The following is a 25,659-nucleotide window of genomic DNA, read 5'->3' on the forward strand; positions in this document are numbered from 1 at the left end:
CACGGCGGCCGAGACGATGTTCTCGGACGCGATCAACTCGATCTCGTCGCGCTGGCGGCCCAGCTCGGATGTGATCGAGCCGAACAGCTCGGGGTCGCGCTCAGACAGGGACTGGGTGAAAAAACCGTCACGTCGATGGGGGGCATTCACGTCGAAACTCCTTGGTAAAAGTCAACCGGTCCAGCCGAGGCCAGCCGAGATGGCGTTCATGGATTGCAAAAGCGGCACCGCAACGGTTCCTACCTGCGGGTCAGTACGGGACTGGCGTAGCAGATCGACCTGCAGCGTATGAATACGGGCTAACTCGGCCCGTTTGCGATCAAACCTTTCGCACAGGCGCGGAAAGCGGTGGCCGATAGCCTGACCGCCGATCAGGAACTGCACGGCGGTACAGGCATTGGCGTGCTCTGCGGTAATGGCCCCGAAAATGCGGGCGCGAATGTCGGAATCCTGCACCAGTCCTGCGTATTGCTCGGCCAGCGCCAGATCGGTTTGATAGAGCGATTTCTCCATCTCATCTACGGCCAGTCGGAACAGGCGCGAATGCCGGAACAGATCCTGCAACACCTCGTCGCCACGTGCGCCGCGAAACTTGCGAAAGCTGACCATTGCAGCGCCAAACCCATACCAGCCGGTGATCAGATGGCGGTTCTGCGACCAGGCGAACACCCAGGGAATGGCCCGCAGATCGTCCAGACTGGCCGCTCCGAACCGGCGGGTCGGGCGCGATCCGATTTTCAGGCGTGCCAATTCTTCAACCGGGCTGGCCTGTTGGAAGTAGTCCAGAAACCCCGGCATCTGCAGCAATGAGACATAAGCCGTCTGCGACAGTTCGGACAATGCATCCAGCGCGTCGTCGAATTCTGGGCGGGCAGGGGTTTCTGCCCGATTGGCGCTGTGGCGCAGCGTGCTGGAGAGCAGCAGTTCCAGATGCGCCGCTGCCGTGCCCCGGTTGGCATACTTGGCCGAGACGACCTCGCCCTGTTCGGTCACGCGCAAACGCCCGGTGATCGTGCCGCTGGGCTGCGCGGCGATGGCGCGGCCAGTGGGTGCTCCTCCTCGGCTAACCGAGCCACCCCGCCCGTGGAAGAACGCCGCGCGAAAGCCCTGAGACGCCAGGGCCGACACGATCCGACGCTGGGTGCGTTCAAGTTCCCAGGTCGAGCAGAAATAGCCGCCATCCTTGCCGCTGTCGGAATAGCCCAGCATTACCTCGATCATAGTGCCGCCGGTCTTGAGGCTGCGGCGGGCGAGGGGCACATTCAGAACATCCAGCAGGATTGCTGGGGCATTGCGCAGATCAGCAATGGTTTCAAACAGTGGTACCACCGAGATATCTAATGTCTCGGACCCGAACCCAGCATAGCGCGCCAGCAAGTAGACGCCCAGAATGTCATCGGCGGAACGGGTCATCGACAGGATGAAGGGCCCCATAGCCTTGGGGTCGGGGCCCGTGCGCGCAGCATACACGAGGGACAGAAGGGCCAGCAATTCCTGGGCCTGATCACTCAAGTCATCGCGCAGGTGGTATTGCAGGTTTTGGTTGGCCAGTTCGGCGCGCAGACGGGTGGACCACTGGGGTGATCCATACTCTGGGGCCTGGCCGGACAGGGCCCAGATCTCGGCCAGAACATCGGTTGTCACGGTCGAATTTTGACGGATGTCCAGCGTTGCGGTACGGAACCCGAATACGGATGCCGCCCGACGCAGTGGCCGGATATGTCGCTGGGCCAGGATATCGGCGTCGACGGCGCACAGGGCCGCGTCCAACGCATCCAAGTCACTCTCAAACTGCGAAATATGATCGTACCCGTCCTCGGTCAGCCGTCGGCGCACGGCGCTGAGCGCCTGCCGGAATGGCTCATTAGGATTGCGGGTGTCGTCTGGCACATAGTCAATGATCGCTTGCAACCGCGCGGCATGGGGGGCGGGCAGGGGCAGGATCAAAGCGCTGATGCTCAGCCGCCCCGCAGCTTGATCAAGGGTCCGCGTATAAAGATCAAGCGCTGTCTCGCGCCCACGTTGCAGGGCGAGGGCGGTCATCTCGGTGGTGACGTTGGGGTTGCCATCGCGGTCGCCACCGATCCAGCTGTGAAAGCGAATATTTGGCGTCACCGGCAGAGTCTGACCCAGAACCTGCAGACAGGCCTGATCGAACCGGTCCATCACCTGCGGTACCGCGTCAAAGATCGCGTCGCGAAAAAACTGCAGCCCCCACTCGATCTCGTCGTGCAGGCTGGGGCGGGACAGGCGCAATTCACCGGTTAGCCACAGCAGGTCGATCTCACCCTCAAGACCAGACAATAGTTCCGCCCTTTCCGTCGGGGTCCATCGCTGGGTTTCAAGGCTCACAAGAGTGCGATAGATGCGGCGGTGAATTTCAAGAACGGTGACGCGCTTGGCCTCGGTCGGATGCGCCGTCAGGGTGGGTCCGGCCAAAAGCTCACTAGCCAGCTTTTCGGTTTGACCGATGCTTGGCGCCAGATCTGACAGAGCTTGGGCAAAACCACCTTCGACGGCCTCGGGCCCTTTGTTGGTTTCGGTTAGGCGGCGGTTCCGGACCTCGGTGTTTTCGTCGATGATGCGCAAAACCTGGAACCAGATCGAAAGCGCTTGAAGATACGGCGTTGCGGCCGGGCCTGTGGGGATGGGTGCCAACGGCGCAGCCTCGGCCCAGCTTGCGACATGAGGCGCGCGCTTCAGCAAAATGTTGTGCCACAATGTCCACAATTCAGCCCTCAACCCGTCGGCATAGACCGATGGGCCGGGCGTAGCTTGGGTATCCCGGGCCAGAGATTGCATCAGATCACCCGATCCCGTGGCGCGCGACCGGCAAAGAAGTCACCCAGATTGTCCAGAACGCGAAAACCCATCGCCTCGCGTGCTTCGCGGGTTGCGCTGCCCAGATGAGGCAGCATCACCAGATTGTCGCATTGCAGAAGATCGGGGCTGATGCGGGGCTCGCCGTCAAAGACATCCAGTGCCGCACCACCGATCATTTCAAACATCAGGGCCTGGATCAGCGCCCATTCGTCGATCACCTCACCGCGCGCGGCGTTGATCAGAAAGGCGTCGGGTTTCATCAGGTTCAGCCGACGGGCATTGATCAGGTTTCGGTTCGCCGCCCCGCCGGGGCAGTGCAAGGAGACAAAATCACACTGGGGCAGCAGCTCGTCCACCGAATCCACCTGTGTGGCATTGCACTGCTGCAGCAGTTCGGGCGCCACGCGGCTGCGGTTCTGCACCACGATCTTCATGCCAAAGCCGTGATGTGCACGGCGAGCCATTTGCTGGCCTATGCGGCCGAACCCGATGATGCCCAGCGTCTTTCCGCTGACCTTGGTGCCGACCAGATGTGTGGGCCGCCACCCCGTCCAGTTGCCCGAGCGCAACTCTCGCTCGCCCTCGCCCGCGCGGCGCGCGACCATCAACAGCAGGGTCATAGCGATATCAGCGGTGCATTCGGACAGAACGTCCGGCGTATTGGTGACCGTCATGCCCAATTCGCGCGCCGAAGGCTCGCAGATATGGCTGTAGCCGACGCCGTAATTTGCAATGATTTTGGTCTGTGCGCCGTCGACGTCCAGCGCCTCGGCATTCAGGGTGTCTGTGACAGTCGGCAGCACCGCGTCATAGCGTTTTAGCGCATCGCGGATATCTGCCGGGGACATCGGTTTGTCCCCGGTATTGAGTACGGTGTCATAGTTTTCGGCCAGCTGCGCCTCGACGGCAGCAGGCCAGCGACGGGTAACAAGAACCGAAGGTTTGACCATTACGCAGCCTTTCTCATGACGCGGGCGATGGTTTCGCCGATGACAGCCGGGTTTTCAGCGACCGTGACACCGGCAGCCGACAGGATTTCCACTTTTTCTGAAGCACTCTCACCAAAAGCTGAGATGATCGCGCCCGCATGACCCATCGTCCGGCCCTTGGGTGCAGTCAGACCCGCAACATAGGCAATCACGGGTTTTGAGATGTGATCGCGGATGTATTCCGCAGCCTCAGCTTCTTGCGGGCCGCCGATCTCACCGATCATGGCGATAACCTCGGTGTCTTCGTCCCATTCGAACCTTTCCAGAATATCGCGGAACGAAGATCCGTTGATCGGGTCTCCGCCAATGCCGACGCTGGTCGAAACACCGATACCGCGCTCTTTCAGTTGTGCGGCGGCCTCATAGCCCAGTGTGCCCGAGCGACCGATTATGCCGACGTTGCCAGGCAAGTAGATATGACCCGGCATGATCCCAAGCAGCGCTTTGCCGGGGCTGATGGTTCCGGCACAGTTTGGGCCGGTCAGAACCATTCGCTTATCCTTGGGATAGCGGTACATGTAGCGTTTGACCCGGATCATGTCCTGCGCCGGGATGCCGTCGGTGATGCACGCGCAATAGCGGATGCCCGCGTCTGCGGCCTCCATGATCGAATCCGCTGCAAACGGGGGCGGGACAAACACAAGACTGGCTTCGGCGCCGGTGGCCTCAACGGCCTGTTTGACGGTGTCGAACACCGGCACGCCTTCGACAGTTTCACCGCCTTTGCCGGGGACAACACCGCCGACAACATTGGTGCCGTAATTCAGCATGTCCATGGTGTGGAATCGCGCCATACGTCCGGTGATGCCCTGAACGATTACGCGAGTGTCACGGTCGAGGAGAATACTCATTACACAGCCCTCATTTTGGTGTTTTGAGTCAAATCGCTTTTCCACGCACCCACGGCGCGCTCAGCGGCCTCCATCAGGGTGGTGGCGCGGATAATCGGCAGGCCGGACTGGGCCAGGATTTTCTGACCTTCCTCCACATTCGTACCGGCCAGGCGCACGACGACGGGCAGTTCGATCTGCAATTCCCGCAGCGCCTGGACGACCCCTTCGGCCACCCAGTCACAGCGATTGATACCCGCAAAAATGTTGACCAGAACCGCCTGCACGTTGTCGTCAGACAGCACCAATCGGAAGGCCTTGGCCACACGTTCTGGTGAAGCGCCGCCTCCGATATCCAGGAAATTGGCGGGTTCGCCACCGGCCAGTTTGATCGTGTCCATAGTGGCCATGGCCAGACCGGCACCGTTCACGATGCAGCCGATATTGCCGTCCAGACCGACATAAGACAGACCGCGATCCGCCGCGCGGCTTTCACGCGGGTCTTCCTGACTTTTGTCGCGCAATTCCGAGATCTGGGGGTGCCTGAAAAGTGCGTTGTCGTCAAAGCTCATCTTGGCATCCAGCGCCAAAACGCGGTCGTCGCCCGTGACAACCAAGGGGTTGATTTCCACCATGGTTGCATCCAACTCGCTGAAGGCGGAATAGCAGCCTTGCAACGTCCGGACCATTTGTTGAACCAGGCGGGGTTCCAGCCCTAGGTTGAAGGCAATCTCGCGCGCCTGAAACTCTTGCAGGCCGACGGCGGGTTCGACGATGGAACGTACGATGCTGTCGGGACGCTCGGCCGAGATTTCCTCGATCTCCATCCCGCCTTCGGACGAGGCGACGATCATCACCCTTTGGCTGGACCGATCCAGCACAAAGCCCAGATAAATCTCGCGGTCGATGGGCACAGCAGATTCAACATAGACACGGTAGATGCCTTTGCCCTCCGGGCCGGTTTGATGCGTCACCAGTTTGCGGCCGAACATCTCGTCGCAGGCGCTATGGATCTCGTTTTCGGTGTTGCACAGCTTGACGCCACCGGCCTTGCCGCGGCCCCCCGCATGAACCTGCGCCTTTACAATCCACTTGTCGCCACCCAACTCGCGGGCACGATAGGCTGCCTGTTCCGGGCTATAGGCCAATGCGCCCGACGGTACGGCGACACCGAAATTCGAAAGAACCTCTTTCGCCTGATACTCATGAATGTCCATCTGCATTCCTCCTGTTGATGCAGCGCGATTACGCGGCGATCGATGTGCCGTAGCGGCTTTCGAGCAGCGCCTCGATTTCTTCGAAATCCACCCGACCGCCCAGCTCACGCAGGGCTTCGGCGAACAAGCGCACGATGCGGCTGACGGCCTGACGATTCAGTTGGTTGAGAATTCCAATGCGCACCTGTACTGGCGCGCTGAGGGTTGGCCAGATGCCAAAACCACGGGCCCGGCAGTTTTGCACCAGCTCCATTTCGCGCCCGACCAGTTCAGGGGGCAAGTTCAACACTACGAGGCTGGGCATATCCGATGTCACCTCGCATCCCAGTGCGGTTACCGCGTCGCGCAGGACCTTTTCGTGAGTCCGGTAAGACGACGACCGCTTGGTCAGCCCCTCTTGCAGGGTCAGGCGTAGTGCTTCGTGGAAGGCGGCGACGGCATATCCGGAATGGGTTCGGTGATAGGTGCCTTTTTCCACGTCCTTTCCATCGACGATGCCCCAGTGGCGGGCTTCAAAAATCGGGTTGTGGACATAGCTGTAAGCGCCGGATGTTTTCAGGCTGTCAATATAGGCGTCTGTGAAACTGACAGGCGCATAGGTCAGCGGCAAACAGCACAGGCCTTTTTGCGGGCAAGAGGCCCAGCCGACAATGCCGGGAAAATCATCAATGCAGAAATCTTCTGCGCCAAGCGAAGATACCGCGTCGATCAGACCCATAGCATCGTGTTGCGTACAGGCATCCGAAAATCCGCGCAGATCATTGACCCGGCCCGAGCCGGTTTCCCAATGTGCCATGAAAGCCCATTTTGGTTTGTGTTCGGCCAGTGCCGCCGCAACCACTTCTCCGGTGACCGTCTGGCCGTGCGGGATTTCGATGACGGTGACGCTTGCGGCTTGCGGGTCCAGCGGGTTGGCCGTGTGTTCCAGCCGCGTTGCGGCTTTGATCCTGAGGGTTAGCGCGTCGATCCCAGAGAAGGTGCCATTTGAAAATGCCACGACCTTGTCGCCGGGCATGACGGCGGAAAACATCGCGTCCAGCCCGCTCCAACCGGTCCCGGCAACTGCGAAGGTGTAGGTGTTGTTGGTACCCCAGATTTCGCGCAGCATATGCTTGCATTCGATCATGCCACGCAGAACATCGCCCTGCATATGATCCGCAACCCCGGCGCTGGAAAACGCGTGTAACACACGGGCATCGGTATTGCCCGGTCCGGGACCTGCCGCCAGCGTCTCGGGGATCTCGAGCGGGGCATAAATCTGGAAAGTCATGTGCGATCCTCCTCAATCGTCGGGGTGGCAACCCACGCCCAAACATCGCGTTGAGGATCAGAAAAGCGCTGCTTGCGTCAGTACGCAACGTAACTTACTACTGCTTTAGGGCATCTATTTGGATGGGAAAAAACCTACCCAATTAGGCCGGAATACCGAAGTATACCGAAAAAGTACCCACCCTTTTGGGTAGAATGTTTAAATTTTGGGCGTAAAAACAATGACCGAGCCTTTGCACCATCCGATTGACGTTATGCTGGCAGACAACAACCCGTTGGTTCTTTCGGCGATGTCAGAGATTTTTGAACGCGATCCGCGATTCTCTTTGGTGGCGACCTCAGCCACGGCCGAAGGGTTTCTGGGCGCAGTGATGCGCGTGCCGGTTCAGGTCTGCGTAATTGCCTGGACCTTGCCTGTTCTGGGCGCGGCCAAACTGATCGAGGTTCTGCGCGAACAGGAAAACGCACCTCGCTTTGTTGTTTATGGCGATGTCGCGGGTGACGTGCCGCGTTTGGCGATGCAGGCTGGCGCGGCCGGGTTCTCGCCGCGCTCGGGCGAGGTCGAGGACCTGTTGGAGACCTGCGCCGAGGTCGCAGCTGGGAAAATGGTGTTCCCGTTCATCGATGTGCGTAAGATGCAGCAGGATCCGATCCATAACCTGTCTCGCAAAGAGCGCGAGATCCTTTTGGCATTATCCAAGGGCATGTCGAACCGAGAGTTGTCCAAAGACCTGCAGATTTCGACCAACACGGTAAAATTTCACCTGTCCAACATTTATGAGAAGTTGTCGGTCAAGAACCGTGCGCAGGCCATCGCGTATTTCTATTCGTCCCAATCTACGTCGGAATAGCCCCGTGGGTTGGGGGAAGGGGTCAGTTCAGCATCCTGCGTGCGACATCTTCCAGAAGGTCGTGCAGATCGAACTCCTGACCCTTTTCGGCAAGACCCTGCTCGCGCAGGATGAAGGACAGCCCGTGAACAAAGCTCCATAACAGGAACCCCCGACGGCGGACTTCTTCGGTGATTCCCGGCTCATCCAAGCATTTTGCGATCTCGGTCAGCAGGATGTTGAAGCTCTGCTGTCCCCCTTCCTCAAGCCGGGGGTCGGCGATCCGGTCTGTGAAGCCGCCGAATTTCAGGCTAAATATACCAGGCTCGCGCAGGGCGAAGGATACGTATTCCATTCCTATCGCGGTCACGCGCTCGGGTGATCCCTCGGGTATACCTTCCAACGCGGCCAACATTCTGGACCGATGCCGGAGCATCCCTTCCAAAACTGCAGCGACCAGCATTTCAGTCTTGTTTTTAAAGTGCTTATAGGGCGCGGCCGTAGACACCCCAGCCAACCTGCACGCATCGGAAACCGAAAAGCTATCGGGCCCTTTTTCCTCGACCAGTTGGCGCGTCGCTTCGATCAGGGCAGCACGAAGGTCCCCATGATGATAGGTCTTCTTGCCAGTCGTCCGGGGCTGTGATCCGGCGTCATAGTCTTGGTTCTTTTGGCCATTGCTCATGATCCAAGATGTTGCAGATCACGTATACCTTGTCAAAGTAAGAAATTCTAACATATGTTAGAGATGCTAACTTTATGAGGTTGCCGCATGCCAAATTCTGAAAACGACATCGCTGCGAATGACAAGCCAAGCCTGGCGTCCCGACTGTTTCGCGGGGGCGTTCGGTTGGGGCTGACCGTTAGTGTCATCGCTGTCGCCGCGGGGACCGTGTATTTCGGCGCGTCCGAGCTGTCGCGCCGCGCGAATGCCGTTCCGGCACCAGATGCAGCGGCCGTGACCCCGGTGTCGGTGACGCCGATCCGGCAGGAAAGCTCTTACTTGGTGGATCGCGTCTTTATCGGCCAGGTCGAGCCTAAACGCGCAGCCGATATCTCATTTGAACTGAACGGCACGCTTAGCGATATTATGGTGGATGAGGGCGACGAAGTGGACCGGGGTCAGCTTTTGGCAACGTTGGATATCGCTTTGTTGGAGGTCGAGCGGGATCGCTTGACGGCGTCGCGCGATGCCATTGCGGCGCAGCTTGTGTTTGCCCAGAAGACCGTCAAACGTAACGCCAAGTTGATCGAGCAGGGATTTACCAGCCAGGCTCGTTTGGATGAGGCCATAGCGCTGCAGGACGAATTGCTGTCCAAGATGGGCGAACTTGACGCCGCCCTGCGTGATGTCACTGTTCGGATAGAAAAATCCAGCATTAAGGCGCCGTTCGCAGGCCGTATTACCACCCGACATGTGGATGGTGGCGAGACATTGAGGTCCGGTGACCTGGTGCTGGGCATGGTTGAAATCGTTTCGCCGCAGGTCCGGATCGGCATCCCGCTGGATATTGATCCTGCGCTTTTGTCTGACGTTCAGATCGAAATAGCTGGCGAAAGCTTCCATGCGCAGCTTGATACATTGCGCCCCGACATTGATCCGCTGACCCGGACGCGGACCGCGGTGTTTGACCTGAAGGATGGGCTGAGGGTCACGTTTGGACAGACAGCCCGCGTGCATATCAATGATCCGGTGGAAAGCGACGGGACATGGGTGCCTACAACTTCGTTGAAAGAAGGGAGCCGGGGTCAATGGACCTTGTTGGTTGCGGACACACAGAAAACAGTCCGCGTGGCAACAGTCGAGGTGCTGCATGCCGAGAATGAACGGGTTTTTGTCCGCGGCGAGTTTCCCGAGGGCACCGTCCTGATCGATCAGGGCCCACAACGCGTGACAGTTGGTCAGCACGTGGCCTTTGACACTCAGAAGTGACGGGGAAGATCATGGAAACGCTTACCTTTCGCCACCCAAGACTTGTTGCGCTGATCATCCTGGTTCTGGTGTCAGCGGGGTTGTCTTCGTTCCTGTCACTGGGTCGGCAAGAAGACCCAACCATCACCAATCTTTTTGCAACCGTTACGACACAGTTTCCTGGCGCAGATCCGGAACGGGTCGAGGCCCTGGTCACTGCCGAAATAGAAGAAGAGTTGCGCAAGATCGCTGAGGTCGACGAAGTCAGATCAGTCTCACGCTCTGGCGTGTCGGTGGTGTCGGTCGAATTGCTTGAGACATTGGACGAGGCCGCAATCGAACAGGTATGGGCCGAAGCCCGGGATGCCGTCGACGATGCGCAGCAGAACTTCCCCGCTGGTGTTTTGCCGCCCGAGTTCGATGCAGAAGGCATCTCTGCCTATTCGGCTGTTATCGCAGTGGCGGCGGAAAGTCCCGCTTATCCGGTCACTTTGCTATCGCGTCATGCCGAAGGCTTGGGTGACAGGTTGCGCGCCATTCCCAGCACGCGCGCCGTCGATTATTTTGGCCAACCCGAAGAAGAGGTTCTGGTCAGCGTCGATATGGACAAGGCCGCGGCGCTAGGGCTAAGCGCGGTTGAGATTTCGCAACGGGTTTCCCAGGCTGATGGCAAGGTTCAATCCGGCAGGCTGCAATCGGATGTGGATCTGACCATCAATATCAGCGGCGAGATTGAAACGCTGGACCGGATTCGAAACATCGTTTTGCGCGAAAGCGCCGAAGGCGCGGTGGTTCAGCTTGGCGATATTGCCCGCGTTGACCGGGGCGCGCGCGATCCAAGGTCCGCTGTCGCGTTCGCCAACGGCAAACCCGCTGTGCTGATCGGGGTTTTGGCGCAGGATGGTGTGCAGATTGATCGTTGGACTGGCTTCTTGCGTCAAGAGCTGGACGCGGGTGCTGCTTCGGTGCCTCTGGGCGTTCAGGAACTCTTACTTTTCGACCAAAGCCAGTACACGACGGATCGCTTGTCAGAGGTCGGTAGAAACATGGCCATCGGCGTAGCGCTTGTGGTGGCCGTGCTGTTCGTCACGCTTGGGGTGAGGGCTGCGGCGATTGTAGCTTTGGTTCTGCCGGTTGTTTCGCTTGCGACGCTTGCAACAATGAACATGATCGGGTTGCCCATTCACCAGATGTCCGTAACTGGCCTGATCGTGGCATTGGGATTGCTGGTTGATGCGGCCATTGTAATGACCGACGAGATCCGACGACGCCTGCAAGAGGGGATGGGCCGTGCCGCTGCGGTGCGCGATGCAGTGCGACGGCTGGCAGCGCCCTTGTTGGCGTCTACCGTCACCACAGCGTTGGCTTTCATGCCAATGATCCTTTTGCCGGGACCTGCTGGGGACTTTGTCGGCGCCATTGCTATCGCCGTAGTGTTGATGCTGATCTGGTCTTTGTTTGTTGCGCTGACCGTCACCCCTGCGGTTGCAGGGTGGTTCTTGTCGGACAAACCCAATGCCGGACCTCTGAGTCGGGGTATCAGCATTCCGGTTCTGGCCCGGTGGTTTGAGTCCTCAATTCGCCTGTCTGTCGCCAATCCGGTGCGGTCAGTTGCGCTGGCTTTGGTCCTGCCAGTGCTGGGCTTTGCGGCCTTTCCCACCCTGACCGCGCAGTTCTTTCCCGGTGTGGATCGCAATCAGTTCTATATCGAAATCGACATGCCCGGGGGCACGTCAATCGCCAGCACGCAGAGAACGGCGCGCCAGATCGACGAAATGCTGTTAAGCGATGCGGGTGTCAAAAGTGTCTATTGGACCGTTGGCGAGTCCGGTCCGGCATTTTACTATAACATCGTTGGCAACCGCTCGCGCGAGCCGGGGTTCGCGCAGGCGATGATCACCACGCATACCGCTGACGACGCGGCGCGTCTGGTGCAAGGCTTGCAAGGCCGCCTTGATACGGATTTCACCAATGCACAGATCATCGTGCGCAATCTGGTGCAGGGTCCGCCGGTCGCGGCCCCGGTTGAGGTCAAAATTCAGGGGCAGGACATCACCGTTCTACGCAATCTGGGAGATGAGGTTCGGTCAATCATGGCCAATCTCGATCTGGTGACCCAGGCCCGCGCCAGCGTCAATGGCGGCAATCCCCAGATCCGGTTCGAGATTGACGAAGTCAAAGCCCGTTTGCTGGGGTTGGACGTTGCAGATATCGCGGGCCAGCTTGATACCGCACTTGTCGGCATCACTGGCGGAACGCTGATCGAAGGCACCGAACAATTGCCCGTACGCGTGCGACTGGGGGACGAAGTCCGCTCGGATCTGAGCGCAATAGTCAGCATGCCGATTCTTCTGCCAGATGCAGCCGTGGTTTCGGCCACCGGGGTCTTCCCTGCAGTGCCGTTGTCCGAACTGGCGGAACCGGTCATGGAACCGGCAGAAAGCGTCATCACGCGAACGGATGGGGTTCGGGAAAACACCATACAGGCCTTTATCGTTCCGGGTGTATTGCCGGAAGAGGCTCTTCAGGACGTGTTGCGGGCTTTGGAGGCGTCGGGGTTTGTGCTGCCGCAGGGCTATACCATGTCTCTGGGCGGCGACAGCGACGCGCGGTCCAGCACTGTAGGCAATCTGATGGCTTCGGTTGGGCTGATTGTCACGCTGTCCATCGCCACCATTGTGCTGACCTTCAACTCATTCCGGTTGACGGTTGTCACTTTGGTTGTTTGCGTTTTGTCGGCTGGTTTGTCGATGCTGTCGCTGGCCATCATGCAGTTCCCCTTTGGCATTCAGGCCATCATCGGGGTGATCGGGTCAATCGGCGTGTCGATCAATGCAGCGATCATCATCCTGACCGGTCTGCAGCAGGACCCGATGGCCAGCCGCGGTGACCGGGCTGCCATGGCACGGGTTGTAACCGGATCAAGCCGTCACATCATCTCCACCACTGTGACGACCTTTGGTGGGTTCTTGCCCCTGATCCTGGGTGGCGGCGCGTTCTGGCCGCCTTTTGCGGTGGCCATAGCAGGAGGGGTGCTGTTGTCGACCGTGGTGTCGTTTTACTTCACCCCGCCAGTTTTCGCGCTGGTATACCGGGGGCGATTCAGGAAAGCTGCGCTGGCCGCGGCGCAGAGTTCAGACTCTGAACGCGGCCACTTACACGTGGCCGCAGAATAAGGGGATGGTCTGCAGGCGCGCGCAGACCATCCGTCATTCTCACCCGATGCGCTGTTTGTAGTACGTGTCCTTGTGAACGATCAGCCCGTCGCGATAGGTCAGGATATCGACGCTGAGAAACGCTTCTGTCGTACCGTCCTTAAGCGTGGCCGTGCGACGGTATTCGCAATAGGCCTTGTTGCCGGAAATGGCGCAATCCAGCGTTTGCCAATGGACGTTTTCCACCTTGTCAAACAGGCCCGCGAACACGCTTCGGATTGTGTCCGCGCCTTCAAATCGCACGCCGTGTTCTTCAGGGCCAACAGCATGATCAAAGGTCGCGTCCGGCGCGAAATGCTTCATTACGGCGTCGATATCATTGGCGTTGAAGGCGTCGCCAACGGAATCCACCAGATCTTGGGTCAGTGCTGTCATAGGTTTGGTCCTTTTCCCTGAAGCATGTAACAGCTGTGTTTGAAGAAGGGGCTTGCCGGATCAACAAGCACGTTCAATTCGTCAAAATGATCGACCTCGGGCACGACATAAAGGCCCATCGGGCGGTCGGCGCCGTAGGTCTCGACATACATGTGGGCCTGGCGATGGAATTCAGCCGTTTCCGCACCACCGACCACAACCAGTTGCGGGGCTTTTGTGACCGGAGGGTGGTTGGTCATCGGGCTTTGCGCCTCAGCCTCGGCCTTGTCCATGCGGATGCCTGCATTCAGCGCCTCGGTCAGGCGCACCGGCTCAAGATAACTAAGCGGAGAAACCGGGATGCCTGCCTTGATCAGATCCGCCGGCAGGTTGGCGGCATAGGTGGGCCAGTCCGTGGCCATCATCATCTGCGTGATATGCCCGCCCGCCGAATGACCCATCACGGTAATGCGGTCAGGGTTTAGCCCAAGCTCCTGCGCGTTGCGCCATATATAGGTCATCGCCTCGCGCGCCTGTTCCGAAATTTGGGTGATCGTGACGGAGGGGCACAGATCATATCCCACCACCACCACGTTAAAACCCCGGTTTACAAAGGGTGGCGCAATAAAGCTGTAGATCGATTTGTCGCCGCGTTGCCAGTACCCGCCATGAAAATAGACCAGCGTTGGCGCCGCGCTGTCACCGCATGAAAACACGTCGAGCTTTTGCTTTTCGCCCGCTCCATAGCGGTTATCAATCTGGCATGTGAGCGTGCTGCGCGCGGTTTCGCTATCGGCGGCCCAGCTGGGAATGATGGTTTCTTCATAATCAGGTCGACCAGCGCGCAGGTTATATTGGGCATCAAACTCAGCCGGGGAAAAGCGGGTGTGATAAATCAGATTATCGCTCATCTCAAAGCCTCCGGCTGGGGCGCGGGGAAAAAGCTACCGCGGCAATAGACAAGGGGGGGCACAGGTGCGTGCGTATACTCCAGCACCCGGCCCAGTAGAATCTCGTGATCGCCAGCATCAATACGGTCATGAACGGTGCAATCGAGATGCGCCGAGGCACCGGGCAGCAAGGGGGCCGCATGGCCAGGGGTCCAGTCCGTATCGGTGAACCGGTTTTCAACATTGCTGGAAAAGTGCAGCGCCAGATCTTTCTGGTCGGCGGACAGGATATTGATAGCGAAGTGATCAGATCCGGAAAGGGTAGGGAACACCCGGCCGGATTTGGCGACGCAGACCGATATCACGGGTGGGTCTAGCGAGACCGAAGTGAACGAGTTCGCCGTCAGCCCCCAGGGTTGGTGGTCGCAGTCATAGGCTGTCACGATTGTGACGCCGGTAGGAAATGAGCCAAGCGCTAATCGATAATCGCGGATATCCATCACAGTACTCCTTCGCTGGCGCAAGCCTCTTCCAAGGCCGCCCACTCATCCGGGTTAGTTCCGAAATGCCGCATGACATGGTCCTGAAAGGCGGGGCGATCCGCCAGGCGCTGATACCAGGCCTCGACATTTGGCAGAGGTGGGCGATCAACCTCGACCGTGAAATAGCGATACACCACGCAGCCAAGGGGGATATCGCCCATCGTAAATGCGTCACCGCAAACATAGGGACGATCCGCCAGATGCCCTTCGGCCACCGACAGTGCCTTGTGCGCCTGATCCCGCAAAGCAGTAATTTTGGCGGAGTCGCGTTGGTTCGGTTGGGTGCGGACCGTGGCGAAAAACAGCTGGATCACCGGCGTGAAGGCCAGGCTTGCCGACCATTCCATCCACTGATCGGCCACGGCGCGGGTTTGGACATCGGATGGGCTCAGCGTGCCCGACCCATAGCGATCACACAGATAGCGCACGATGGCCAGGCTTTCCCACAACGCGAAATCCCCGTCCCGGATCGCTGGGATCATGCGGTTGGGGTTAATCTGCGCGTAAGTGTCCGTGTCCAGCTTGCCAAAGCTACCGCCCGCCAATTGCAGGGTATAGGCCAGACCCAGCTCGTTGGCGGTCCAGATCACCGGGATCACGTTTGACGAATAAGGCCTTCCCCAGATCTCAAGCATCAGCCAGCACCCGTTTCTGAGCGATCGATTCAGTGCCGAATTTGGGCACGACATGTTCGAACAGGCGATGCCAGCTGGCCAGGATCTTCTCGTAAGGAACGCCGGTGTATTGCTGCATCAGCATCAGGTGGTCCAACCCGATGGTCTCTTGTTTTTCGGCAAAGCGTTCGGCCACAAAAGCGGCGTCGCCCACGACGATGATGCCGCGTTTGTTGAGGAAATCGAACCAGTCCATCGCTTCGTCCTCGGCGGTCATCTCCTCGCCGACATCCAGGTAGCCATGCTTGGTCCATTCGCCCGCAGGCCGCGAGCCGCCGAGGAACTCATAATATGCGTTGATCGCCGGGCGGATGGTTCTGTCTGCCTCTTCCATGCTCTCTCCGACATAGAATGCGGTGCAGACTCCCACACCTTCGCCCAGTTTCACTTCACGCCCTTCGCGTTTGGACAGCGCGTCACGGTAGGGTTCCCAACATTTCAGTGTGCTTTTGGGTCCAGCGGACATTGAGATCACGCCCCAGCCTTTCTCGCCCGCAAGCTTGAAGGTCGGCGGTGCGTTCGACATCAACCAAACCGGTGGGTGGCCGTCCTGATAGGGGCGCGGATGCACATACATCGCTTTGTATTCGCCGTCCTCAGCGTGGTAACGCGGGTCCAGAGGTTCGAAAAAGCGGTTGGTTTCCTTCCAGCCTGGCACCGGGAACTCATAGAATTCACCCTTGTGAGTGAAAGCCTCGTTGGTCCAGGCCTTCAGAATGACTTCAAGGCTTTCCTGATACAGGCGCATCACCTTGCCGTTGTCCCGTCGGTCCGCATCCTTGTTGAACTGCAGCGTTGAACGTTCGTTGATGCCTTTTGCCACGCCAAAATCCACACGCCCTAGGGTCATATTGTCCAACATCGCCACATCTTCGGCCACGCGCAACGGGTGCCAATCGGGCAGGATGATCGGTGCCGTTCCGACCCGCAGCTTTTTGCAATGGGCTGCCACGTGAGTGCACATTTGCACCGGATTGGGCGGCGCGTTCATGAACCCGTTATGGGCGAAATGATGTTCGGTGAACCACGCGGTCGTAAACCCGGCCTGCTCGGCCAATGTGCATTGCTCAAGGATCATTTCAAGCGTTCGGGTCCAGGGAATCGTCTCTCCGGGGCTGAAATTGGCAATCAAATCAAAGCGCATGACGATCCCTAAGGTTGTTGCGAGTAGTTGAATTACGTTCTCAATTTCAACTAAGTTGAATTTGGGTAGAAAAATCAACTAAAATCTTTTATTCCGCATGTATGATTAATGACCTTCCCGAAACTGACGCCCAACGGCTGGGCAGCGAAATCCGCGAAGTGCGCAAGGCGCGGGGCCTGACCCTGAAAGGCCTCTCGGACGAGGTGTCTTGTTCAACTGCCTATCTCAGCAGGATGGAACTCGGCTCGGCCAAAGTGTCGGCCGAACTTTTGCGGGAAATCAGCGCCGCGCTGAGCGTGGAACCGGATTGGTTCTTTCCGATACAGGCCGGAACGGGACCCCTGGAGCGCAGGCATGTGGTGCGGGCCGGAAACCGCCGTAACCTTTCTGGTATGTATACCCGAACTGCAACAGAATTGGGGTTTGAGGATGAATTGCTGTCCAGCACCCTATCCGGGGATTGCTATTTGATCCTGTCGCGGTTCCCACCCGGCGCGGGTTCGCTGCCCGAGCTGACCGAAGGTTATACGTTCGAGGGCGAACAGCACGCGATTGTCGTAACCGGTGAGGTTGAGCTGCGTCTGGGGGACGAGGTGATCGTCTTGCGCCAAGGCGACAGTTTCTCCTACCCTTCGGTGATCGCGCACCGGTTTCGGAACCGCACGGACAAAGAGGCGACGATGGTCTGGGCGATGTCACCGGTACGGATCAGCTGGTAGGTATCTTGCGGTGTGTGGCCGATAGATGGATTATCAATTTTCGTCGCGCTGACGGTCCATGATCTTGCGCAGCTCTTCCAGTTCCGGAAGCAGGTTCAGAACGCGATCGGCAGGAAACTCTGCGGCGACACGCTCCAGATCCGGTTTGACCGAGACAATCGCCTGTTCGCGAAAAGCACGCCCCGTGTCGCTGATCCAGACCCGCTTTGACCGCGCGTCTTCGATGTTGGGTCTCATTTCGACGTAACCAGCCTTGTCCAGTCCGGCCAGGGTGTGGGTCATGGTTGTTTTTGCGGTTTGAAAGGCGCGCGCCAGCTCTAGCGGCGTGCGCCCGTCCTGAACGCGGACAAGGTGATTGAGAACGCTAAAATGGGACACAAGAAACCCCGGGGGAAGCTGCGCCTGAAGCAAGGCGCGGCTGAGTTGCTCGATGATCCCAACCTCATTGAAAACTTGGAAAAAAAGAGCAACTTTGTTTTCAGGCATTTCTCATCCGGTTCTCTATGGGCCAACGCGGCGTGCGTGGCGTTCGTGTGCCATACCCGACAAGGCCCAGCATTTGAACCGTCTCACCGTTTGGAGCAAATCGCGCATGTATCTCGTCGTAGTATGACCTTACTTCCGGGTATTCTTGCAAGGCCTGACTGACCGGTCGCAAGGCCAGCCCTGCCCCGGTTGCGGCAAGGTTCAAACGCAACCAGTTTCGCCCTGCCTCGATCTGGTCGAACCGGGTGTTGCCGGGTGTGACGATCAAGGCATAGGCGGGCGCTCCGCGAATGGCCTGTGCGGTGTCTTCAATCGGGGCGCGGGCATTGGGGTTGTTGATGTCCAGCGCCGCCTCACGTGTGACAAGGCCGAACAGGGCCAGCGATTCCACGAAAGATCCGCTGACATCAATCCCGTCCGGGTTGGCGTTAATCTCGGCCTTGCCGATGCGCAGCAGGTCGATGCTTTCTTTCCATGCAGCCGGGGTCTCCACCTCGGCCATCCAGGCGTCATGCGCGATCCGTCGGATGGCATCGCGGTTCTCGCCGTCCAGAAACAACCGGGCATGGGTCCGCAACGGAGTGGCCTCGGGTGCTGTGACCCTGCGATCTTCAAATGCTTCTTTATGCGACCGCCGCAACATCACTTGTGCAAAGAGCGGGTTGGGTGAGGCAGCTTGGGGCACAAATCTGCATTGCGCCACAGGACCGTCGTCGCCGTGAGGGAACAGTTCGGTTTCCACACCAATCCCTTCTTCGGCAGCTGCCATCTCCATCAGTTGCAGGAAACAACCCATTCCAATGGTCAATTGCCGGTCAAACGGGTCAGTCACCGGCAAGTTGCGGCTCTTGTCGCGGTAGATCGCTAGGCCATCATCGGCGATCAGACCTGCCTGCCATGGCTGGCGATTGTGCGGATTGGGTGCCAGCAGGGCGTAGGACAAAGCCCGCATCCGCGGATCGTCATAGGTGCCGGCCTTGGCCCAGGGCTCCAGCGCTTTGGTTGGGGTTCGCGTGGCGAGAAAGCCACCATAAGGCACCGCGGCGGCCAAAATGGCGCCGCCTCCGATCAGGGCAAGTGATTTGCGGCGGGACAGGGGCATGGTTGATCTCCTCATAAAGTACGATATCGTATCAATATAATGCGATATCGAACTAAACAAGAGGGGATGTTGCAAGGCTTTGACAAGTGAACGTACAGCTAAGGTTTTAACATGAGCCAAGATATGGCAGGCAGGAAACCATGAAATGTTTGGTTGTGATCTCTCACCCGCTGCACGGCAGCCTGTGTCGGCATCTGTCTGAAAAGGTTGTGGAACAACTGATCCAATCCGGTCATTCTGTGGTTATAGAAGACCTCTATGATCAGGAGTTTGACCCCGCGCTGTCTACTGAGGAACGTGGGTCGTTCTATGATGTCTATGACGCCTCAAGGGTGGCTGAACAAGTGAAACACCTGCAAGAGGCCGAGGCTCTGGTGCTTGTGTTTCCCACTTGGTGGTTTGGGTTTCCTGCTATCCTGAAGGGCTGGTTCGACCGGGTCTGGGGCCCGGGCATCGCGTTTGACCACTCAAGTGACTTGGGGTCGATTACGCCCCGGCTGAACGCTTTGCGGCACGTGCTGGCGGTCACGACTCTCGGCTCGCCCTGGTGGGTGGACCGGCTGGTCATGCGCCAGCCAGTTAAACGGGTTTTAAAACTAGCTTTGCTTGGTGGATGTGCCAGGCGTAGCAAGTTGGAGTTTCTATCGCTTTACAACTGCGAAAAGCTGACGGAAGGGGATGTGCAGGGGTTTGGCAAAAAGGTGACTCAAACCATTGATCGCTGGCCGGTTTAACGGACCGCTTCCCTTCACACAAAATCACAGCCTGCGGCGCATTGAATGTTGGCTTTTGGTATGTAGATAGTCCAAATATCGGATTTACTTACCGATTAGGGAAAGAAAATGATCGATCGCCGCATCAAATTCCGGCACATTCAATGCTTTGTCGAGATCTACCGGGAAAAGAGCCTTAAACTGGCGGCGGAAAAGTTGTTCCTGACCCAACCGGCGATTTCCAAAACACTGAAAGAGTTGGAAGACATCCTTGGAACGACCCTGTTGATCCGAAACCGCGGGGGTGTTGCGCTGACCCGGCAGGGCGAGGTGTTCCTGCATTTTGCTGAAATGTCTCTGGCTGCGCTGCAACAAGGCTTGTCAGGTGTTGAGCACATTGACGCCAGGGGGCGGACAAAGCTGTCGGTTGGTGCCTTGCCATCTGTGGCCGCGCGACTGATGCCAACGGTTGCGACCGAGTTTTCCGAGCTGGCGAGCACCACAAGTCTGCGCATCATCGACGGCCCGCACGGGTATCTGATGGAGCGGCTGCGGATAGGTGAGCTGGACCTCGTCATCGGCCGCTTGGGGCATCCGGATACGATGCAAGGCGTCACCTTTACCCAGCTTTACGAAGAACGCGTGGAATTTGTTGTGCGAGCAGGCCATCCGTTGCTGGACGGGCCTGACCTGAAGCGCATAGCGGACTGGCCGGTGATCTATCCGCCTGAAGGCTCCGCAATCCGCCCGCTGGTGGACAGACTTCTGATTGCACATGGGGTTGGCGACCTGGAAAATCAGCTGGAAAGCGTTTCTGGGGCGTTCGGGCGCGTGTTCACACGCCGGTCGGACGCGATCTGGATCATATCAGCGGGCGTGGTCGCCAATGAGATCGCGGACGGGCATCTGGTTGCTTTGCCCTTTGACACTACGATCACCCGGGGACCTGTCGGGCTGATGCATCGCCCGGACGACGTGCTATCACCCCAGGCACGTGTGTTTAGTCTGGCCGTCAACAATGCCATCAAGACGTTGGGGCTGATCCCCGTCGAAGAACATTTCTGAGTACCAGAAGATTCCCATTGATTTTTTGCCAGGCGATGTGCTCAATCAATTCTACGAAACCCGACAATAAAGGCATTGCGCGCTGCTGTCTGGGTGAGCGGAGCCACTCTGCTCAAACGAGGACCAGAAGTCCTCAAGCGTGCACCCGGCTCCCTTCAAGTACCAACAGGCGGCGCGCCGCCAGAACCAAAGGGTTTGCCATGCTGCACAATGATCAACTTGAAAATTGGGACCGTGAGAATTTCTTTCATCCCTCAACCCACTTGGCCGATTTCGCACGTGGGGACCTGCCGCACCGGGTCGTGACCGGCGGCAAGGGCTGCCACATCGAAGATCGGGACGGCAACCGCCTGCTGGATGCCTTTGCCGGGCTGTACTGTGTCAACGTCGGGTACGGACGTCCCGAAATTGCCGATGCCATCGCGGATCAAGCCAAGGAGCTGGCGTATTACCATTCTTATGTCGGTCACGGGACAGAAGCCTCGATCACCTTGGCCAAAATGGTGCTGGACCGCGCACCCGCCCATATGTCCAAAGTGTATTTCGGCCTGTCTGGATCGGATGCCAATGAAACCAACATCAAACTGATCTGGTATTACAACAACATCCTGGGCCGACCTGAGAAGAAGAAGATTATCTCGCGCTGGCGCGGCTATCACGGATCTGGCCTGATGACGGGCTCGTTGACCGGTCTGGAGTTGTTTCACAATAAGTTCGATCTGCCGCTGCAACCAGTCCTGCATACCGACGCGCCCTATTTCTTTCGCCGCGCGGACCGCAGCCAAACCGAGGCGCAATTCGTGACACGCTGCGTTGATAACCTTGAGGCGCTCATCGCGCGCGAGGGCGCTGACACCATCGCTGCTTTCATCGGTGAGCCGGTGCTTGGAACGGGTGGAATTGTGCCGCCGCCTGACGGGTACTGGCCAGCTATTCAGGCTGTCCTGGACAAGTACGACATTCTGTTGGTGGCTGATGAAGTGGTCACAGGGTTTGGCCGCCTTGGTACCATGTTCGGGTCTGAACATTATGGCATGCGCCCCGATCTGATCACCATCGCCAAGGGTTTGACGTCCGCCTACGCGCCGCTCTCAGGGTCGATTGTGTCCGACAAGATGTGGTCGGTTCTCGAGCGCGGCGCAGATGAAAATGGCCCCATCGGTCACGGTTGGACCTATTCCGCCCACCCGATCGGGGCTGCGGCAGGTGTGGCGAACTTGCAGTTGATTGACAGTCTGGGACTGGTTGAAAATGCGGGAACCATCGGCGCCTATCTCAATACCACCATGGCAGGGGCCCTTGGGTCACACCCCAACGTCGGCGACGTGCGCGGAGAAGGCATGCTGTGCGCGGTCGAGTTTGTGGCCGAAAAGGATAGCCGCACTTTCTTTGATGCCAGTGCCAAGATCGGGCCCAAGATTGCGGCCAAACTGCTAGAGCAGGACAATGTGATCGCTCGCGCTATGCCGCAGGGTGATATTCTTGGTTTTGCCCCGCCTTTCTGCCTGACGCGGGCAGAGGCTGATCAGGTGGTCGCTGCTACGGTACGTGCGGTCACATCCGTGTTGTCCTAACGCCGGGAGGTACCATGCCATGACTCCGTCAAACGCCCCTTTCAGCCGTGCTGAATACGATCGCCGTTTAAGCAAAACTCGTGCCGCCATGGCCGCTGCTGGCCTTGATGCGCTGTTTGTAACCGATCCGTCAAACCAGGCCTGGCTGACAGGTTATGACGGCTGGTCCTTCTATGTGCATCAGGGGGTGATTGTCACCCCGGAGGGTGAGCCGATCTGGTGGGGCCGGTACATGGACATGCTGGGCGGTCGCCGCACCTGTTGGATGGACCAGTCCAACATTCTGGGTTACGGCGACCATTATGTGCAATCCACAGTCGTACATCCGATGCAGGACCTGGCACAGCACCTGCTTGCGCGTGGTTTCGGAAACAGGCGCATCGGCGTTGAAATGGAGAACTACTACTACTCTGCCAAAGCGCATGCCGTTCTGAGCGCGGAACTGCCGGATGCTGAGCTGATCGACGCGTCGGCGCTGGTAAACTGGCAGCGGCTGATCAAGTCGGACGAGGAATTGGGATTCATTCGCAAGGCCGCACGCATTTCGGACCAGGTCATGCGCACCGCCCTGGAAAGGGCCGAGCCCGGTTTGCGCAAGAACGATCTGGTTGCGGACATCATGCATGCGGGCATCACCGGTGTAGGCGACGACTGGGGAGATTACCCAGCTATTGTGCCCCTGACCCCCTCGGGACTGGATGCGACGGCTGCACATCTGACCTGGGATGGAGCGCCCATGCGTGATGATGAAGCCACGTTCTTTGAACTGTCCGGCTGCTATCGCCGTTACCACGCGCCCCTGTGTCGGACGGTGTTTTTGGGAAGGCCCTCGGATGACATGCGCCGCGCGGAAGAAGCCCAGTTGGAAGGCATCGCCGTGGGGCTTGAGGCCGCCCGCGCGGGCAACCGTACTTGCGACATTGCCAATGCCTTCATGGGTGTCCTTGGCAAATACGGCATCGAACGCTCGGGTCGGATGGGTTATCCGATTGGTCTCAGCTATCCACCGGATTGGGGCGAGCGTACAGCCTCAATCCGAAGTGAGGACGAAACGGTGCTGGAGCCGGGCATGGTGTTTCACTTCATGCCGGCCTTGTGGATGGACACTTGGGGGCTTGAGACCACTGAAACCATCCTGATCCGCGACGAGGGCACCGCCGAGCCATTATGTGAGTTCGACAGGAAGCTGTTCGTCAAAGCCTGATGCTGGAATGATGACCCCGTTCAAGAGGATAGTCCGCAGCGCGTGCGCCTGCGGACCCAACCCTTAACCATTACCGCCGTTTAGGCACTGCGTTCCCGCCCTTAGAGGCTTTTGCCTCTGCCCGGGCCCGGTTCTTCTTGCTGCTGGCCTTGCCTTTGGGCGGTAGGGGGCCTTTGGGTGCGCTGTTGCGGGGTTTGGACTGGGTTTCCTTGCCCGATTTGGCCTCGGGCTTAGGTTTGCCCTTGGGGCTTGCCACAGCAGGTTTGCGGGCTTTCAGCGGTGCGCCTACAACCTTGTCCGTTTCTTCTGCCCTGGGCTTTCGATCCACCAGTTTCCGGGGCTTGCGGTCCTCGGGTTTTGGCTTGCGGCGGCGCGGGTCTGCGGCGTCGTTCCAATCAACCGGCTTGGTGTCCCCTTTACGAGGGCGTGGCTTGCCACCGGGCGCGCGATCAAATTTAGGGCGCTGATAAGCAGGCAGGTCGGGCGCTTTGTCCAGGCGCACGATGTCCTTTGATCCTTCGATCTTCATGGCGGGTCCAATGGCCGCCAGAAAACCGTCCACGCTGGACTTACGGATCTCGATGTAAGACAAATCATCCGCCAGACGGATCGCGCCGATATCGTCTTTGGTGATGTTGCCAGCTTTGCACACCATCGGCAGCAAATGACGAGGTGAGGCGTTTTGATTGCGCCCCTCTGACAGGGAAAACCAAACGCTTGGGCCAAACTCTGCTCTTGGTTTGGGTTTCTCAACGCTGACCGTGCCCAACTCCTCGGGTGCGGAATGGCGGTTTTTGTATTGGCGCAAATAGGCGGCGGCGATCTGTTCCGGCGCGAACTTCTCAACCAGTCTATCAACCGTTGCACGTTCGCTTTCGGTGATGTCGGCCTGCCAGTCATCCTCTGCCAGCATACGTACCTGATCGCGCTCGTTTACCTCGTCAGCCGACGGTGCTGATCCCCAATCGGCGCTCAGCTTGGCGAATTTCAGGATGCGCTCGGCCTTTTTCCGAGACGAGGGCACAACAACCAATGCGCTGACGCCCTTGCGCCCTGCGCGGCCTGTCCGGCCTGACCGGTGCAAAAGGGTTTCGTGACTGTTGGGCAGTTCGGCATGCACCACCAGATCGAGATTGGGCAGGTCGATCCCGCGCGCGGCTACATCTGTCGCCACACAGACGCGTGCGCGCCCGTCACGCATAGCCTGCAGCGCATTAGAGCGTTCGCTTTGAGTCAACTCGCCAGACAAGGCCACAACTGAAAAGCCGCGGTTCGACAGGCGTGCTGTCAGGCGGGACACCATCGCGCGGGTGTTGCAGAACACAATCGCGTTGGGGGCTTCGTAATAGCGCAGCACATTGATGATAGCATTTTCACCGTCGCGCGCGGACACCATCATGGCACGATAGTCGATATCGGCGTGCTGCGTCTGTTCGCCCACTGTCGAAACCCGCTCGGCATCGCGCTGATAACTTTTGGCGAGTTTGGCGATGGCGCTGGGGACCGTGGCGGAGAACATCAGCGTCTGACGATCCGTCGGTGTTTCATCCAGTATGAATTCAAGGTCTTCGCGAAAACCCAGATCCAGCATCTCATCGGCTTCGTCCAGAACCACAGCGCGCACCTGGGTCAAATCGATGGAGCCGCGCATGATGTGGTCACGCAACCGGCCCGGAGTGGCAACAACCACATGCGACCCGCGTGCCAATGCGCGGCGTTCGTCGCGCATATCCATGCCGCCCACGCAAGAGGCAAGAAATGCGCCCGCATCGGAATACAGCCAGCTCAGCTCGCGTTTCACCTGCAGGGCCAGTTCTCGTGTTGGCGCGATGACCAACGCTAGTGGCGCGCCAGATGCCCCGAACGTATCACCCTCACCCAGCAATGTTGGGGCAATGGCCAACCCAAACCCGATGGTTTTCCCCGACCCGGTCTGCGCCGATACCAACAGGTCCCGGCCGTCCAGCTCGGATTGGGTGACCGCTTGCTGAACAGGGGTCAAAACATCATAGCCCTTGCGGGCAAGCGCATCTGCGATGGTTTTTTTCACGGCGGAGGTTCTTTGTATAGGGCAGGTGGCGCGGCCAAGCAGGCTTGCAATCGTCGC

At 58.6% G+C, this 25,659-nt stretch carries 22 protein-coding genes and 1 pseudogene; 8 read left to right on the plus strand and 15 right to left on the minus strand.

The window, feature by feature from the left end; genetic code table 11:
* The 6 genes and pseudogenes from glyA to RUM8411_RS07275 all read right to left on the minus strand — a co-directional run.
* Positions 1–150: pseudogene (gene glyA / locus RUM8411_RS22485) on the minus strand (serine hydroxymethyltransferase); the annotation flags it as partial.
* A gap of 21 nt (positions 151–171) precedes the next feature.
* Positions 172–2,802: a phosphoenolpyruvate carboxylase gene (locus tag RUM8411_RS07255; RefSeq protein ID WP_085822035.1), complete on the minus strand. Its 2,631-nt coding sequence runs from the start codon at positions 2,800–2,802 to the stop codon at positions 172–174.
* Positions 2,802–3,773 carry a 2-hydroxyacid dehydrogenase gene (locus tag RUM8411_RS07260; protein ID WP_085822036.1) on the minus strand — a complete coding sequence of 324 codons (972 nt, stop codon included), beginning with the start codon at positions 3,771–3,773 and terminating at the stop codon, positions 2,802–2,804. Before RUM8411_RS07260 ends, RUM8411_RS07255 begins: the two co-directional genes overlap by 1 nt.
* Positions 3,773–4,663 carry a succinate--CoA ligase subunit alpha gene (sucD, locus tag RUM8411_RS07265; RefSeq protein WP_085822037.1) on the minus strand — a complete coding sequence of 297 codons (891 nt, stop codon included), beginning with the start codon at positions 4,661–4,663 and terminating at the stop codon, positions 3,773–3,775. The genes RUM8411_RS07260 and sucD overlap by 1 nt, the downstream gene beginning before the upstream one ends.
* Positions 4,663–5,859 (minus strand): malate--CoA ligase subunit beta, encoded by a 1,197-nt coding sequence (locus RUM8411_RS07270; RefSeq protein ID WP_085822038.1) that lies wholly within the window; start codon positions 5,857–5,859, stop codon positions 4,663–4,665. Before RUM8411_RS07270 ends, sucD begins: the two co-directional genes overlap by 1 nt.
* Before the next feature lie 28 nt (positions 5,860–5,887).
* Positions 5,888–7,129, minus strand: a complete 1,242-nt coding sequence (locus RUM8411_RS07275; RefSeq protein WP_085822039.1) for a pyridoxal-phosphate-dependent aminotransferase family protein — start codon at positions 7,127–7,129, stop codon at positions 5,888–5,890.
* A 220-nt stretch (positions 7,130–7,349) separates the two neighbouring features.
* On the opposite strand from RUM8411_RS07275, the gene RUM8411_RS07280 reads away from it, so the two are divergent.
* On the plus strand, positions 7,350–7,979 hold the full coding sequence (locus tag RUM8411_RS07280) for a response regulator transcription factor (RefSeq protein WP_234995162.1): 630 nt from the start codon (positions 7,350–7,352) through the stop codon (positions 7,977–7,979).
* A 22-nt stretch (positions 7,980–8,001) separates the two neighbouring features.
* Here the strand turns inward: RUM8411_RS07280 and RUM8411_RS07285 are convergent, their stop codons facing one another.
* Positions 8,002–8,643, minus strand: a complete 642-nt coding sequence (locus RUM8411_RS07285; RefSeq protein ID WP_085822040.1) for a TetR/AcrR family transcriptional regulator — start codon at positions 8,641–8,643, stop codon at positions 8,002–8,004.
* Between the two features lie 87 nt (positions 8,644–8,730).
* Here RUM8411_RS07285 and RUM8411_RS07290 point away from each other — a divergent pair, with 87 nt between their 5' ends.
* Together RUM8411_RS07290 and RUM8411_RS07295 are read left to right on the plus strand one after the other, a co-directional pair.
* Positions 8,731–9,891 carry an efflux RND transporter periplasmic adaptor subunit gene (locus tag RUM8411_RS07290; RefSeq protein WP_085822041.1) on the plus strand — a complete coding sequence of 387 codons (1,161 nt, stop codon included), beginning with the start codon at positions 8,731–8,733 and terminating at the stop codon, positions 9,889–9,891.
* An 11-nt stretch (positions 9,892–9,902) separates the two neighbouring features.
* A complete protein-coding gene (locus RUM8411_RS07295; RefSeq protein ID WP_085822042.1) occupies positions 9,903–13,046 on the plus strand; it encodes an efflux RND transporter permease subunit in 3,144 nt (1,047 codons plus the stop codon).
* Positions 13,047–13,085: 39 nt separating this feature from the next.
* On the opposite strand, the gene RUM8411_RS07300 is transcribed toward RUM8411_RS07295, so the two are convergent.
* From RUM8411_RS07300 to RUM8411_RS07320, 5 genes are read right to left on the minus strand one after another with little or no spacing between them, the layout of a single operon-like run.
* Positions 13,086–13,460, minus strand: a complete 375-nt coding sequence (locus RUM8411_RS07300; RefSeq protein WP_085822043.1) for a nuclear transport factor 2 family protein — start codon at positions 13,458–13,460, stop codon at positions 13,086–13,088.
* Entirely contained in the window at positions 13,457–14,350 is an 894-nt protein-coding gene (locus tag RUM8411_RS07305; RefSeq protein ID WP_085822044.1) for an alpha/beta hydrolase, read from the minus strand. Before RUM8411_RS07305 ends, RUM8411_RS07300 begins: the two co-directional genes overlap by 4 nt.
* A complete protein-coding gene (locus RUM8411_RS07310; RefSeq protein ID WP_085822045.1) occupies positions 14,347–14,829 on the minus strand; it encodes a flavin reductase family protein in 483 nt (160 codons plus the stop codon). Before RUM8411_RS07310 ends, RUM8411_RS07305 begins: the two co-directional genes overlap by 4 nt.
* Entirely contained in the window at positions 14,829–15,506 is a 678-nt protein-coding gene (locus tag RUM8411_RS07315) for a glutathione S-transferase family protein (RefSeq protein ID WP_085822046.1), read from the minus strand. The genes RUM8411_RS07310 and RUM8411_RS07315 overlap by 1 nt, the downstream gene beginning before the upstream one ends.
* Positions 15,499–16,689, minus strand: coding sequence for an LLM class flavin-dependent oxidoreductase (locus RUM8411_RS07320; protein ID WP_085822047.1), 1,191 nt, complete (start codon positions 16,687–16,689; stop codon positions 15,499–15,501). Before RUM8411_RS07320 ends, RUM8411_RS07315 begins: the two co-directional genes overlap by 8 nt.
* A 101-nt stretch (positions 16,690–16,790) precedes the next feature.
* Between RUM8411_RS07320 and RUM8411_RS07325 the strand changes: the two genes are divergently transcribed.
* Positions 16,791–17,408 (plus strand): helix-turn-helix domain-containing protein, encoded by a 618-nt coding sequence (locus tag RUM8411_RS07325; protein ID WP_085822048.1) that lies wholly within the window; start codon positions 16,791–16,793, stop codon positions 17,406–17,408.
* A gap of 33 nt (positions 17,409–17,441) precedes the next feature.
* Here RUM8411_RS07325 and RUM8411_RS07330 read toward each other — a convergent pair whose 3' ends face one another.
* Both RUM8411_RS07330 and RUM8411_RS07335 read right to left on the minus strand, forming a co-directional pair.
* Positions 17,442–17,894, minus strand: coding sequence for a MarR family winged helix-turn-helix transcriptional regulator (locus RUM8411_RS07330; RefSeq protein ID WP_085822049.1), 453 nt, complete (start codon positions 17,892–17,894; stop codon positions 17,442–17,444).
* The gene (locus tag RUM8411_RS07335) at positions 17,887–18,996 is read right to left on the minus strand and encodes an Acg family FMN-binding oxidoreductase (RefSeq protein WP_234995163.1); all 1,110 of its coding nucleotides are present in this window, start codon (positions 18,994–18,996) and stop codon (positions 17,887–17,889) included. Before RUM8411_RS07335 ends, RUM8411_RS07330 begins: the two co-directional genes overlap by 8 nt.
* 140 nt (positions 18,997–19,136) lie before the next feature.
* On the opposite strand from RUM8411_RS07335, the gene RUM8411_RS07340 reads away from it, so the two are divergent.
* From RUM8411_RS07340 to RUM8411_RS07355, 4 genes are all read left to right on the plus strand, one after another.
* Positions 19,137–19,730 carry an NAD(P)H-dependent oxidoreductase gene (locus RUM8411_RS07340; protein WP_085822050.1) on the plus strand — a complete coding sequence of 198 codons (594 nt, stop codon included), beginning with the start codon at positions 19,137–19,139 and terminating at the stop codon, positions 19,728–19,730.
* A gap of 108 nt (positions 19,731–19,838) precedes the next feature.
* Complete coding sequence (gene pcaQ, locus RUM8411_RS07345; RefSeq protein WP_085822051.1) at positions 19,839–20,774, plus strand: pca operon transcription factor PcaQ; 936 nt, start codon at positions 19,839–19,841, stop codon at positions 20,772–20,774.
* A gap of 200 nt (positions 20,775–20,974) precedes the next feature.
* Positions 20,975–22,348 carry an aspartate aminotransferase family protein gene (locus RUM8411_RS07350; RefSeq protein ID WP_085822052.1) on the plus strand — a complete coding sequence of 458 codons (1,374 nt, stop codon included), beginning with the start codon at positions 20,975–20,977 and terminating at the stop codon, positions 22,346–22,348.
* 19 nt (positions 22,349–22,367) lie between these two features.
* Positions 22,368–23,552: a M24 family metallopeptidase gene (locus RUM8411_RS07355; RefSeq protein WP_085822053.1), complete on the plus strand. Its 1,185-nt coding sequence runs from the start codon at positions 22,368–22,370 to the stop codon at positions 23,550–23,552.
* A gap of 70 nt (positions 23,553–23,622) precedes the next feature.
* Here the strand turns inward: RUM8411_RS07355 and RUM8411_RS07360 are convergent, their stop codons facing one another.
* On the minus strand, positions 23,623–25,602 hold the full coding sequence (locus RUM8411_RS07360) for a DEAD/DEAH box helicase (RefSeq protein ID WP_085822054.1): 1,980 nt from the start codon (positions 25,600–25,602) through the stop codon (positions 23,623–23,625).
* Positions 25,603–25,659: the final 57 nt, after the last annotated feature.

Origin of the sequence: Ruegeria meonggei, assembly GCF_900172215.1 — a bacterium.
Taxonomy (GTDB): Bacteria; Pseudomonadota; Alphaproteobacteria; order Rhodobacterales; family Rhodobacteraceae; genus Ruegeria; species Ruegeria meonggei.